This is a genomic window from Corynebacterium marambiense (assembly GCF_016342275.1).
GTDB lineage: Bacteria > Actinomycetota > Actinomycetes > Mycobacteriales > Mycobacteriaceae > Corynebacterium > Corynebacterium marambiense.
This window is the reverse complement of the sequence record NZ_JAEIOT010000004.1, coordinates 564,764-576,953: the sequence shown is the minus strand read 5'-3', so window position 1 is coordinate 576,953 and position 12,190 is coordinate 564,764. Positions and strand designations below refer to the sequence as shown.

General features: G+C 63.6%; 10 protein-coding genes and 2 pseudogenes. 4 read left to right on the top strand and 8 right to left on the bottom strand.

The genetic code is table 11. The annotated features are described in order from the left end of the window. The 5 genes from JDV76_RS12465 to JDV76_RS02680 form a co-directional block, all read right to left on the bottom strand. Positions 1–226: hypothetical protein (locus JDV76_RS12465; RefSeq protein ID WP_232958726.1), on the bottom strand; the 226-nt coding region annotated here is incomplete at its 3' end. Positions 227–660: 434 nt separating this feature from the next. Further along, positions 661–1,713: a hypothetical protein gene (locus tag JDV76_RS02695; RefSeq protein WP_198735295.1), complete on the bottom strand. Its 1,053-nt coding sequence runs from the start codon at positions 1,711–1,713 to the stop codon at positions 661–663. A gap of 26 nt (positions 1,714–1,739) precedes the next feature. Continuing rightward, positions 1,740–2,873 carry a hypothetical protein gene (locus JDV76_RS02690; protein ID WP_198735294.1) on the bottom strand — a complete coding sequence of 378 codons (1,134 nt, stop codon included), beginning with the start codon at positions 2,871–2,873 and terminating at the stop codon, positions 1,740–1,742. Next, positions 2,870–3,781 (bottom strand): ATP-binding cassette domain-containing protein, encoded by a 912-nt coding sequence (locus JDV76_RS02685; protein WP_198735293.1) that lies wholly within the window; start codon positions 3,779–3,781, stop codon positions 2,870–2,872. Before JDV76_RS02685 ends, JDV76_RS02690 begins: the two co-directional genes overlap by 4 nt. Further along, positions 3,778–4,152 (bottom strand): GntR family transcriptional regulator, encoded by a 375-nt coding sequence (locus JDV76_RS02680; RefSeq protein WP_198735292.1) that lies wholly within the window; start codon positions 4,150–4,152, stop codon positions 3,778–3,780. The genes JDV76_RS02685 and JDV76_RS02680 overlap by 4 nt, the downstream gene beginning before the upstream one ends. A gap of 339 nt (positions 4,153–4,491) precedes the next feature. On the opposite strand from JDV76_RS02680, the pseudogene JDV76_RS13000 reads away from it, so the two are divergent. Together JDV76_RS13000 and JDV76_RS12995 are read left to right on the top strand one after the other, a co-directional pair. Next, positions 4,492–5,065: pseudogene (locus JDV76_RS13000) on the top strand (NYN domain-containing protein); the annotation flags it as partial. 458 nt (positions 5,066–5,523) lie between these two features. Beyond that, a pseudogene (locus JDV76_RS12995) lies at positions 5,524–5,880 on the top strand (NYN domain-containing protein); the annotation flags it as partial. Between the two features lie 81 nt (positions 5,881–5,961). Here the strand turns inward: JDV76_RS12995 and JDV76_RS02670 are convergent. Then, positions 5,962–6,714 carry a PspA/IM30 family protein gene (locus JDV76_RS02670; protein ID WP_198735290.1) on the bottom strand — a complete coding sequence of 251 codons (753 nt, stop codon included), beginning with the start codon at positions 6,712–6,714 and terminating at the stop codon, positions 5,962–5,964. A gap of 181 nt (positions 6,715–6,895) precedes the next feature. Beyond that, positions 6,896–7,264 (bottom strand): thioredoxin family protein, encoded by a 369-nt coding sequence (locus JDV76_RS02665; RefSeq protein ID WP_198735289.1) that lies wholly within the window; start codon positions 7,262–7,264, stop codon positions 6,896–6,898. 229 nt (positions 7,265–7,493) lie between these two features. Between JDV76_RS02665 and JDV76_RS02660 the strand changes: the two genes are divergently transcribed. Then, the gene (locus JDV76_RS02660) at positions 7,494–7,694 is read left to right on the top strand and encodes a heavy-metal-associated domain-containing protein (RefSeq protein ID WP_198735288.1); all 201 of its coding nucleotides are present in this window, start codon (positions 7,494–7,496) and stop codon (positions 7,692–7,694) included. 112 nt (positions 7,695–7,806) lie between these two features. Beyond that, positions 7,807–10,098, top strand: coding sequence for a heavy metal translocating P-type ATPase (locus tag JDV76_RS02655; RefSeq protein ID WP_198735287.1), 2,292 nt, complete (start codon positions 7,807–7,809; stop codon positions 10,096–10,098). 134 nt (positions 10,099–10,232) lie between these two features. On the opposite strand, the gene dnaB is transcribed toward JDV76_RS02655, so the two are convergent. Then, positions 10,233–11,720, bottom strand: coding sequence for a replicative DNA helicase (gene dnaB / locus JDV76_RS02650; protein ID WP_198735286.1), 1,488 nt, complete (start codon positions 11,718–11,720; stop codon positions 10,233–10,235). Positions 11,721–12,190: the final 470 nt, after the last annotated feature.

Below are 12,190 nucleotides of genomic sequence, written 5' to 3'. Positions count from 1 at the left end.
GTCCTGAGCCAGGATCAAACTCTCCATAAAAGCCTTTAAGCAATACAAAAAGCTTGAAAAACCTAGCAAAACAAACAACCAGCAACACCACCCGACCCCACAAAAGGAACCAGGCGATGTCAAAAATGATTGTCCAAAAAAACAAAAAGCAGATGAAACATCCGCCATAGTGACGCGTGTCATTCGACGAGGAAAAACAAACACGCCACACAAACATCCGTCCCAACCACCACAGTCAACAACCACCACCAGCACCCACACACAGTGGACACCACACGGCAGCTGATTAAGGAAGCGACTTACACTCCCCGGCACACGCCACGACCATGAATGATCCGGAAACGAATCAAAAAAACAATTACCCCACCAACAAACACAACCACCCAAAGATGATCACACCTGCCGGCAAGATACATTGGCACACTATCGAGTTCTCAAACATCACGCACACAACCAACCAGCAACCACCAAAGGCAACCAGTCCGGCAGGTGAACAATTTTTCTTGGAGCCAGCTTATGTTTTCCTCACGCCACACAACCACAGAAATTACTTCCCGGCGGGGCGCTGTCGGTCTCGCTGACCCCCACTAATTTACACACCACCCACCACACACACAAACACGCAGGTTACCGGCAGTTTTCGGGATGTTCATCCGCCACTCATCCCGCGTTGGTTGCCCTGCCGGTGTTCATGCCCAACCAATCCGCCAACCCCCTCGACCCCGGCCGCCAACGCCGGACCAGCCACAGGTCGGCCACGATGTAGTTGACGATGAGGAATCCCGCGCCGACCACGGGATAGAGGATCGGGTCAGGACCAATGTCTGCGGGCAACAGGGCCGGAATGCCCGTCAGCCCCATGATGATGATGAGATAGGGCACCCACCACACGGTGAGCACGGGGAGGATGATGTCGATGGTGCTAATCAGGAATCCCACCGCGATCCACTTGCAGATCCCGGTGAGCAGATGGTCATCCGGGTTCACGATCAGCAGGGACGGCAATGACGCGACCGCAGCCATGACCGGATGGAGCAACGCCAGTCGCATCCGTTCCCGCAGCCAGGTCCGTCGACGACCGTTGAAGGCCATCCAGCGGTCCGGCCGTTCGTCGGATGTGAGACCCGTCATCACCATCACCAGCGGAAGGATCGACCAGTTCACCCGAATGCCTGTGAGACCGATGATGACCGCAGCGACGGCCGTGAGTCCCCAGCCGATGAGGTTCCGCGGAACAACGTTGCCGGCGATGATCGCCCGGCACGCCCGGCGCGGGCCACCACCGCTGATCGCCGGATCTCCCGACCTCGACGTCGCCGTCCGGGGCGCTTCCGGCCAAGTCCGCGTGCTGCGGACCTGGATGATGGCGGCCACCACCCAGAACACGACGCTCACCAGAACAACGCCCTCGCCGCGCACGAACCAGTTGGTCAGGGCACAGGCGGAGAGGATGGCCGTGTACAGCCCCACCCGAAGAAGATGGTGGCGACGCCAGGTCGCGTGGTCGAGGTTGAAGGCCCGGTAGGTGTCCGCGCCACCGGTGGATGCCAAAAGCACCGCACCGAGTGCCACAGCGACCCACGCGGGCCACGCATGCGGCCGATATCCCGTGAAGAGGTACCCGTAGAGACCTGCGGCGGAGATCAGGGTCACCAGGACAGGCAGGACCCATGGGTTCGCGTGGCGCAGGATCGCGGTTGGTGAACCACCCATTGTTTTCACGGTCGGTATGCCCTTCCTCATCGTCGACTACCGGAGAACCGCTCCTGGAACGTCGCCCCGCTGAGGTCGGTGGTTCCAGCGAGTCGCGGGGAGATCACGAACAGCAGGATGAGCGTCCAGATCGTGAGTACCGCCAGCGATCCGGACATGACACGGACGTCCGTGGAGGCTGTCGCGAAGGCGACGGGGTACGCCGCCACCAGGCTCGCATACCACCAGGCATTCCGCCCGATGGCCCACGGTGCAAGTACCATTCCGCCGACGGCGAGGAGTCCGGCGGCGAGGAAGACGGGGATCCCCTCGTGGAAGGAGATCTCGCCCCGGAACGCCACGGCCCACGCGGCGGTCCAGACCAGGAGCGCCACCGGGAGGTTGAGCAGCGCCGTGATGTTCCACCCGCGGACGAAGTCCCGTCGCGGCCAGCCGTACGCCCGCCATGTCCTCGCGGCCAGGGGAGCCAGGGACGCCATGCTCCCACAGAAGGAGAGCACCATGATCGTGATGAACCCAAGGTCATCAGCCTCCCGGTCGGCGCCCCACGGCAGGAGGCGGAGCATCAGAAGGTAGACCAGGACCCCGACCCAGACCATCACCGTGAAGCGGAGGACCGGGTCGCGGATGACTTGGGCCGTGGGGGAGGAGCCGATCAGCGTTCCACGGCTCATGCCGAGGTCCGCCGTCAACCACCACGGTTTCCCGTCGTCGGCCCGGGCCCCGGACTCCGGTATCGACCGTCCCCGCCAGACCTGCACGAGAAACGCCGCGACGAGAATGACGCCGACGGGCACGAGGGCGCGCGGGGGAAGAAAGCCGGGCGCGACGACCACGAGGGCTACGACGAGGGCGGTGATCAGCGTGAACACAGCGGAGCGCACGATGTGGTGTCTTCTCCAGGTCACCCGGGTGAGATTCATGGCCCGGTAGCCGTCGGCCGGGGTACGCAGCCACACGAGTGTGCAGGAGAGAAGGACGAGTCCGACGTAGAGGACGTTCCATCGGCCTCCGTCCTCGATGAACACCATCAGCACACCGGTGAGCAGCACGTAGTCGGCGAGGACGAAGGCGAGGATCAGACCGGCGCGGCGCCAGTCACCGAGTGTCAGCATCAGTCGGCGGTCCACGTCGCCGCCCGGGGGCACGTGGGGAGTCATCGGGCATCAGCCGCCAGGGCGGTGACGGCGTCCTCGAGGTCGGCGGCCTGGACCCGGACACCGAGTTCACGCGCCTTCGCCCACAGGGAGTCAATGGCGTCTGTGGTAGCGCTCCGCAGGTCGAGGATCACCCGTTCCTGCCCGGTGAGCTTCTCGCGGATGAGCACTGTACCGGTGGATCCGAGCGCCTCGACGAGCGCGTCGATGCGGAACGCCGGACCGGTCGCGGAGAGCACTCCCTCATTGAGGTCGGCAACCTCGGCGGTGAACAGCAGAGACCGTGAACCGATGACGATGACGGAGTCGATGACGGCCGCTGCGTCGTCAAGCTGGTGGGTGGAGAGGATCACCGTGCGGGGATGCTGCTCCACATCGGCCCGGAGCTCGGTGTAGAGCACCCGGCGACGCTCGATGTCGAGCCCCAGATAAGGCTCGTCAAGGAGGGTGACGGGGCAGCGGGCCGCAAGCCCAATGACGGCCTGGAGCATGGACTTCTGTCCAGTTGAGTACGCCGAGTACTTCTTGTCCAGATCGAGGTCGAACCGTTCCGCGAGCTCGCGTGCGCGCGTCATGTCGAAAGTGGCCCAACGTGCCTCACCGATCTCCAGGAGCCTGCGCCCTTTCCAACTCCGCGGCAGCGGCACATCGGCACCCATGAGCACGACGCGGTCCATCACCTCGGCGTTGTCGAAGGGTGGGGCGTTGAACACCGTGAGGCTGCCGCCCTTCGTCTCGTGCTGGCCGGCGATGGAACGCAGCAGCGTGGTCTTACCGGACCCGTTGGGCCCGACGAGCGCGTGAATGCCACCCTCCGGAATCGTGAGGGTGAAATCGGTGAGCACGGGCGTTTTCCCATACGCGATGGTGACGTTGTCCGCGTGGATGACGGTGTTGTCGTTGTGGTTCATGAGTAGAGTCCTCGGCTTTCCGCTACCTGGTCGGTGAGAGTGTGCAGTTCTCCCCGGGTCATCCCGAGTTTGACGGCCTCGTCGATAAGTGGGGCGAGGAAACCGGCGGCGAAGGCCTCCCTGCGACGGGAGAGAATGGCTTCCCGCGCCGTGGCGGTGACGAACATGCCGATCCCGCGCTGTTTCTCGAGCACCCCGGTGTCCACGAGCAGGGTGAGGCCCTTGCGGGCCGTGGCGGGGTTGATGTTGTGGAACGCCGCGAGTTCGTTGGTCGACGGGGCCCGTTCGCCGGCAACGAGGGAGCCGTCGACGATTGAGTCCTCGACCAGTGCGGCGATCTGCCGGAACAGCGGCAGGGTGGTTTCCTCCATGGCCCACTCTCCGTTCTTGAACCGTCCCGGCCGGTTCGTTGGTTGGCTACTTGTGTAACTAACCATATAACTAGTTCGAGAGGCCCGCAATGCCCGACGGAACCGGACAGGTACGGGGGTGCAAACCTCGACCAACCACCCCCCAAACGGGTGCGGGACAGCACCCGAAAACGTCAGCACGTTCCCTGATCCCCAGGCTGTGCTGGCGGGACAGGGAACCCAGAACAGAAGCTGATCACACGAACTCCCCGGGACATCGACGTAATCCGACCGTTTCAGGCATGCTGGACACCAGTGACTAAACGGATTTAGCAAGACAATGAACGGAAATTAGGAGCCATGCTTGAACGCACACAAGTATTCGTCGATACGTCTTACCTGCTCGCGAGCTTTTACAACTCGTGGGAGACAGGAGCGCGTGCCCAATTAGAGATCGATCTCCCCGAGGTCGTAGCCGTCCTCGGCACGATGATCCGGAACCAACTGGACCAACCCATCCAGCGGCAGATGTGGTACGACGGGATTCCCGATTCCGGCCCCCACCGCTACCAGCGTGCACTCCGGACCTGCGACGGAGTGCAGCTCCGCGCGGGCCAGCTCATCGAATGGGGCGAACGCCGTACCCAGAAGGCCGTCGACACGCGCCTGGTCGCCGATATGGTGCTCACTGGAGTCCGGGGCCAGTGCTCCGACATTGTCCTCGTCTCCGGCGACGCAGACATGCTGCCCGGGGTCCAGGAGGCCACCGCCGCTGGGCTCCGCGTCCATCTCTACGGATTCGGCTGGGACTCCATGTCCTCCGCCCTCCGCTACGCGTGTGACTCCACCACCATCCTCGACCCCCGCGAGGACTTCGCGGAATGCATGCAACTGCAGGTTCTCGAAGGCCCCCTCCCGCCGGTGGTACGAACCAAACCGATCGGCGATGCCGAACCCATCGAGGAAACGGGGCCAATTAGCGTACCGAACCCCGGTGGAACCACCCCGCCGGCATCTGAGCAGTCAGGTACTCCGGACGACAACCACAACGGGCACTCCGGAAAGCACCGCTCCACACCAGCACCCGGCACCGGCGACCAAGCGCAGCTCCGCGGTTCCGGTGACCATCGGGTCGATGTACCCGAACCTCCCGCCGAGGACCGCGGTCCCGGCGCACCAGCAATGCGCCAGACGGCATCACCGTCGACGCATGCCGGAGCCGAATACCCCCGCGAACCCGTCACCGCGGAGAGCCCCGAAACCGGCGATCTCCGCAAAGCCTCCACTGCACCGGCTGACGCAGACGAAACCGGGGAAACCTCCACCGTGTCCCGGGAGCAGGCGGAGGATACCGCCCCCGGCCGGACGGATCAGGCTCCGCAGGCAGACGCGGCGGAGAAACCCCGCCCGGTTCCCAACCCGTCGATGATGGCTCCGCGGCGGAAACTCCGTTCCCGATACGTGCCGTTACCGAGCGAGGTCTGGGTCTCCGACGGCTCCCAGACCCCCTTCGACGTCGGCCAGCAATACGCGAGCTGGTGGTACGACAACGCGGCCTCCGGAGAACAGCGCAACAACGCCCACCAGCTGTGCGGAGGTGGGCTCCCCCCGGAAATTGACCGTCCTCTCTTGCAATTCGCCTGCGAGACACTGCACGAGTACACCCTCACCGAATCACAACGGGTGAACCTGCGCGACGGATTCCACTCCGGAATACGTGGTGTCCTACTCCACATCTCCCGCCGCTGACGGACGACGACCGGAGATAAGTGATTCGCCCTCGTCCCGCCCGGGGCGGGACGAGGGCGAATCACGATGTTTCTTCAGGCTCTAGGCCCCAGATCCATCGGTGATCTCGGGCTTCCTCATCTCTGCCCGGATCTGGTCCAGACGGGCCGTGGCCTTCATGTCGAGGCCAGTGTTCTTGATCTCCGTCATCCGCTCAGCAACAGAGGTCTCCAGCAGTTCCTGGGATCCCAGGGCCTCCGCATAGCGCCGTTCGATCTTGGCCCGGACGGCGTCCAGGGTGGGGACGGCAGAATCGGGTTCGCCGATACCGTCCATGGAGCCTGCGGCATCGTTGACGGTTTCCTGCATCGCGGTCTGGTCGACCTGGGCACGCAACTCCCGGATCTGGTCGAGCTGATCCCGCAACCGGGCCTCCGATTCACGAACCTGCACCGCTGCCTGCTCCGCTGCCTTCACGGCCCGACCATGGAGCGCGGTAGTCTCCTCAATCTGGTTCTCCACCACGACGAGACGCGTGGAGAGTACCTCTGCGGTGGCCATGAGCTCCAGTGCGCGGGCGGATTCCCCTGCCTCGGTGGCAGCATCAGCTGCCCGCAGTGAGTTGCGTGCTTCTTCCTCCAGGGTGCTTCTGTCCGCGAGCAACCGGTTGAGTTTCATCTCCAGCTGGCTACGGGTTCCGATCACCGATGCGGCCTGACGGGTGATGCTCGCGTGTCGCTCCTTCGCTGCGGTAACAGCCTGCTGGATCTGCACGTTCGGGTCAGCGTTCTCGTCGATCTTCTTATCCAGGGATGCCATGAGGTACTTCCATCCCTTCGCGAATGTGTTGGCCATGATCTTCTGTCGACTCTCTTCCCGGGGACCGTGGCGACGCCGCGTTAAACGGCTCCTGTACTAACCACCAGTCTAGCCGTGCTGACCAGCCCCATCTCCCGATTCTCGGACCGAAACCGGAAAAATCCCCTCCCAGGGATGCTCGCACGGCCTCGGGAGGGGAGATAAAACGGGGAACCCGCTACTCGGACTGCTGTTCTTTCGCGATCTCACTCCGGACCTGCTCCATGTCGAGTTCGCTGACCTGGGTATACAGATCCTCCAGCGCGGCAGCTGACATCGCGCCGGATTCACGGAACACGAGGATTCCGTCCCGGAAGATCATCAGGGTGGGAATCGACTGGATCTGCAGCGCGGCGGCGAGCCCCTGGTTGGCCTCGCTGTCGAGCTTGGCGAAAACAGCCTCGGGATGGGCTTCCGAGACCTTCTCGAAGGTCGGTGCGAAACGGACGCAGGGACCGCACCAGGATGCCCAGACATCGACGAGAACTATTCCGCCCTTCGTGACGATCTCTTCGAATGTGGCTTCGGTTACATCAATCGTGGCCATGGAATAATCACTCCGGATTCTTTGGTTGAGAACGGTACACCCCGCTCAACACCGAAAGCCCGAATGATATTCCCGTCACGTTGCGGAGGACCGGGTGAACTGGGGTAGTTTGTGCGGGTAGACGAGACCGCACCGTCACGGTACCCGAAGCAATCCCCGGCCCGTCCGGGTCAACCCTCCGGGAGGCAGTCGGCAGGTGTGACGGCAACGCGAAAGGACAGGACGAACGATGACCAAAAATTACCGTGTGGAAGGAATGACCTGCGAGCACTGCAGCAATGCCGTTGTCAAGGAGGTGTCGGCTGTTCCGGGAACCCAGGGCGTCGACGTCGACCTCGACAAGGGCGTGGTGACGGTAACCGGCCATGGATTCACCGACGAGGCAATTTCTGCAGCGATTGAAGAGGCCGGTTACAAGGTAGTCGACTGACCCGGCCACACCCAGAGCTTTCAATCACCACGCCGCCCCGCTGTCTCGACGGCCGGGCGGCGTTGTCTTTCCCCGGTAACGGGACGACGTTTCCCCTTAAACAGGAGTACCCATGAATAATCCGACCAAATCCGCAGGTTTCCCCGCCACAGCCGGTACCGCACATACCGATCTTGCGGTCACCGGGATGACGTGCACCTCCTGTTCGGGACGGGTCGAGCGAAAACTCAACCGGCTGGACGGGGTCACCGCCACAGTAAACTTCGCAACCGAGACAGCGTCAGTTGACTTCAACCCCGATCTCATCACTCCGGATGATCTCGTGTCAGTCGTGGAGCAGACCGGCTACGGTGCGAGCATCGTGGCACCCGCCGGTTCCGAAACCGACGACGGTGTGGATGGCGGGGGGGCGGCGCCGGATGCGGCCGATGCGGCCCGCGCGGAGGAGATCGCCGACCTGCGCCGCAGGCTGATCGTGTCCGCCGTGTGCGGGTTGCCGGTCATGCTGCTGTCGATGGTCCCCGCCTTCCAGTTCGATCACTGGCAGTGGGTCGCGCTCGCACTGACCGTGCCCGTGTTCTTCTGGGGCGGGCTACCATTCCACCGCGCCGCGATCACGAATCTGCGGCACGGTGCGTTCACAATGGACACACTCGTGAGCATGGGAACCACAACGGCGCTGCTGTGGTCTGTCGTGGCGCTCACCGTCGGCGACGCAGGGCGCCCCGGAATGACGATGCACTTCCACTTCCGCGCTGACAGTGGTTCCGCGCTGAGCGAGATCTACCTGGATACCGCCGCAATGGTGATCGTGTTCCTCCTACTCGGCCGCTGGTTCGAGGCCCGCGCCAAGGGGCGTTCCTCACAGGCGCTGCGCGCCCTGCTCACCCTCGGGGCGAAAGAGGCCACCGTCCTCATCGATGGCCGGGAGCAGCAAATACCGGTCGATCGGCTCTCAGTGGACGACGAATTCGTCGTCCGACCGGGAGAAACGGTTGCCACCGATGGCGTAATCGTTTCGGGTACGAGTTCGGTCGACGAGTCGATGCTGACGGGGGAATCCATGCCCGTTGACGTCATCCCGGGTGACACGGTGACGGGTGCGACGGTGAACAACTCAGGTCGACTCGTGGTCCGAGCGACCCGGGTCGGCGGGGAGACCACCCTCGCACGGATCGGTCGGATGGTCACCGACGCGCAGTCCCGGAAAGCCCCGGTCCAGCGGCTTGTGGACCGCATCTCACAGGTCTTCGTCCCCGTCGTCATGGCCGTGTCGCTGGTGACGCTGCTCGCCCATCTTCTTCTGGGGTCGACCACCGCGGAGGCCTTCACCGCGGCAGTCGCAGTCCTCATCATCGCGTGTCCATGTGCCCTCGGGCTGGCAACCCCCACCGCACTGCTTGTGGGAACCGGCCGAGGCGCCCAGATGGGTCTGCTGATCAAGGGCCCGGAGGTTCTCGAGTCGACCCGCAGGGTGGACACGATCGTGCTCGACAAGACCGGCACGGTGACCACGGGCGAGATGGCGCTGTCCGACGTCACCACTACCCCGGCGGTGAGCCGCGGCGAGGCGCTCCGTCTCGCCGGTACCGTGGAGCAGGGCAGTGAACACCCAGTGGGGCGGGCGATCGTCACCGCAGCGACAGCGGAAGCGGGGGAAGGGGGGCTGCCGGAGTTCTCCGGTTTCACCGCACACGCCGGTAGCGGCGTGAGCGCGACCGTCGACGGGCAGGACATCTCGGTGCTCCGCCCGGGGGACGAGCTACCGGAGGAGCTCGCCTCCGTGGTGGCGGACGCCCAGTCGGACGGTGCCACCCCTGTGATCCTTCACGTCGATGGGGCCCCGACCGCGGTCCTCACGGTCCGCGACCGCGTCCGGGATTCGTCCAAGGCTGCGATCAGGTCGCTGAGAGACCTCGGTCTGACCCCGGTTCTACTCACCGGCGACAACCGGGGTGCCGCCTCGGCGGTGGCACGGGAGGTCGGGATCGACCCGGACGATGTCCTCGCCGGTGTTCTTCCGGAAGGTAAGGTCGCCGAGGTTCGCCGATTGCAGGGGGAGGGACGAACCGTCGCCATGGCCGGCGACGGTGTCAACGACGCAGCCGCCCTCGCACAGGCCGATCTCGGACTGTCGATGGGCACCGGCACAGACGTCGCCATTGAGGCGGGGGACATTACCCTCATGCGGGACGGACTCGACGGCGTAGCGGATGCCATCCGGCTGTCCCGCGCGACACTGAAGACGATCCACGGCAACCTGTTCTGGGCATTCGGCTACAACATCATCCTGATCCCCGTCGCGGCGATGGGGTGGCTGAACCCGATGCTCGCCGGCGCAGCGATGGCCCTGTCCTCGGTGTTCGTCGTCACCAATTCCCTCCGTCTGCGGACGTTCCGCTAACTGACGAACACACCCAGCGACAGCGGACAGCGGGGGCGGCACCCACAGGTCTCGCCCCCGCTGTCATCGTGTTCCCGGTTCCCTGGTGGCGCGGATGCACCCGCTCCGGTACGACCACATGATCTCGGTACCCCTCAGCCCATACCGCGGGCCAGATCCCGGAAGCGGGAGTAATGCAGCTGGTGGGCCACGGCGATGGTCCCGATTGGACCACCGCGGTGTTTCGCCATGATGATGTCGGCTTCACCTGCACGCGGGTCCTCCTTGTCCTGGGAATCCGGTCGATAGAGCAACATGACCATGTCGGCGTCCTGCTCCAGCGAACCCGACTCACGGAGATCCGCCAACTGCGGCTTCTTGTCCGTCCGGGATTCCGGTCCACGGTTCAGCTGGGAGATGGCGACCAGGGGCACGTCGAGTTCTTTGGCAAGCAGCTTCAGCTGGCGGGAAAACTCACTGACCTCCTGCTGACGGGACTCGACCTTCTTGCCCGAGCTCATGAGCTGGAGGTAGTCCACCACGATCATCTGTAGATCGTGCTTCTGCTTCAGCTGACGTGCCTTAGACCGGATCTCCATCATCGTGAGATTCGCGGAATCGTCGATGAATAGTGGGGCATCAGCGATCTTGCCCACCCGTTCCGCGATCCGCTGCCACTGCTCCGTGGTCATCTTGCCCGACCGCATGTCGGTGAGCTTGATTTCCGTCTCGGCGGACAACAGGCGCATGACTATCTCAGACTTCGACATCTCCAGCGAGAAAATCACCGAAGCTTTGCCGTGCTTCACTGAGCAGGACCGCATGAAGTCCAGCGCCAGGGTCGACTTACCGACACCGGGGCGTGCCGCAACAATGATCATCTGCCCTCCGTGAAGCCCGTTCGTCAGTTCGTCGAGATCGACGAACCCCGTGGGAATCCCGGCCGCGAGACCACCGTGCGTGGCGATCGCCTCGAGCTCCTCCATCGTCGGTTCCAGAACGTCGGACAGGATCGCGTAATCGGTGGTGGTCTTGCGCTGCGCGATAGCGAAGACCTCCTGCTGGGCGAGGTCGAGTACCGTGTCCGCCTCAGCAGTTTCCGTACCCTCATAACCCAACTGGACGACCCTGGTGCCCGCATCGACGAGCCGACGCAACAGCGCCTTCTCCGCGACGATATCCGCGTAGTAGCGGGCATTCGCCGCAGTCGGTACAGATGAGATCAGCGTGTGCAGGTACGGGGCGCCACCAACCCGGTCGAGATCACCCTGCCGGTCCAGCCGCCCCGAGACGATGATCGGGTCGACTTCCTTCTGTTCACTGAACAGATCCAGGATCACCGAATAGATGATCTGGTGTGCTGGCCGGTAGAAATCCTCGGGTGTGAGTTCCTCCACGATGTCGGTAACCGCGCCGGTGGAGAGCAGCATGGCGCCCAGAACACTCCGCTCGGCCTCCAGATGGTGCGGAGGAACCCTCCCGAACTTCTTCTCCGCGGCCTCTCCCGACTCTGAGCGGAACCTGGGTCGATCCCGCCGTGCCCGGTCAAAGGGGACAAAATCCGCTCCGCCTCCGTCGTCGGTCGGGTCCTCCGGAGGTACGTAGTCATCGTCGAAGCTGGTGTCACTGAAACCGGAGGTCACTGCGGTGCACCTTTCACTGTCTGGAAGATCTCCCTGCCCTACCCCGGACGGGCGTGTCGCACCCCGGCGGCGGGGCAGGGGAACGCTGGCTGGAACATGGCCGGCTCGTGCCGGTACGCGTCAGAGCCAACAGTACCGCCAACGGCATCTCTCGCCACACCTCACGGAAGCCTCCCTCCCCCGGGGAGTCGCGTGTCCACGCAAGGCTCGAAGCCCCTCAGTTTCGAGGGGTTCCGAGCCGCCGTTTCCCGACCCAACTGGTCAAGTTATCCACAGGGGCTGTGCACAAAGGTCGGGAAAGATCATTCTCGGGCTGGGGATTTCCTACTCGGGGTGTGGATAACTTGTGGACTACTGGCCGAAATCCTCCTGAATTTTGTCTAAAGTCCCTGCTCATAGCATATAAATGGGGTGTTGGTAACTGGCTGCAGACCGTGGATAACTATCGCTAACCAGCCAGTTTGACATCG

Excerpts from the sequence above, each read along its gene's own strand:
- JDV76_RS02695 (WP_198735295.1), bottom strand. The coding sequence starts at position 1,713 with ATGGGTGGTTCACCAACCGCGATCCTGCGCCACGCGAACCCATGGGTC.
- JDV76_RS02690 (WP_198735294.1), bottom strand. The coding sequence starts at position 2,873 with ATGACTCCCCACGTGCCCCCGGGCGGCGACGTGGACCGCCGACTGATG.
- JDV76_RS02685 (WP_198735293.1), bottom strand. The coding sequence starts at position 3,781 with ATGAACCACAACGACAACACCGTCATCCACGCGGACAACGTCACCATC.
- JDV76_RS02680 (WP_198735292.1), bottom strand. The coding sequence starts at position 4,152 with ATGGAGGAAACCACCCTGCCGCTGTTCCGGCAGATCGCCGCACTGGTC.
- JDV76_RS02670 (WP_198735290.1), bottom strand. The coding sequence starts at position 6,714 with ATGGCCAACACATTCGCGAAGGGATGGAAGTACCTCATGGCATCCCTG.
- JDV76_RS02665 (WP_198735289.1), bottom strand. The coding sequence starts at position 7,264 with ATGGCCACGATTGATGTAACCGAAGCCACATTCGAAGAGATCGTCACG.
- JDV76_RS02660 (WP_198735288.1), top strand. The coding sequence starts at position 7,494 with ATGACCAAAAATTACCGTGTGGAAGGAATGACCTGCGAGCACTGCAGC.
- JDV76_RS02655 (WP_198735287.1), top strand. The coding sequence starts at position 7,807 with ATGAATAATCCGACCAAATCCGCAGGTTTCCCCGCCACAGCCGGTACC.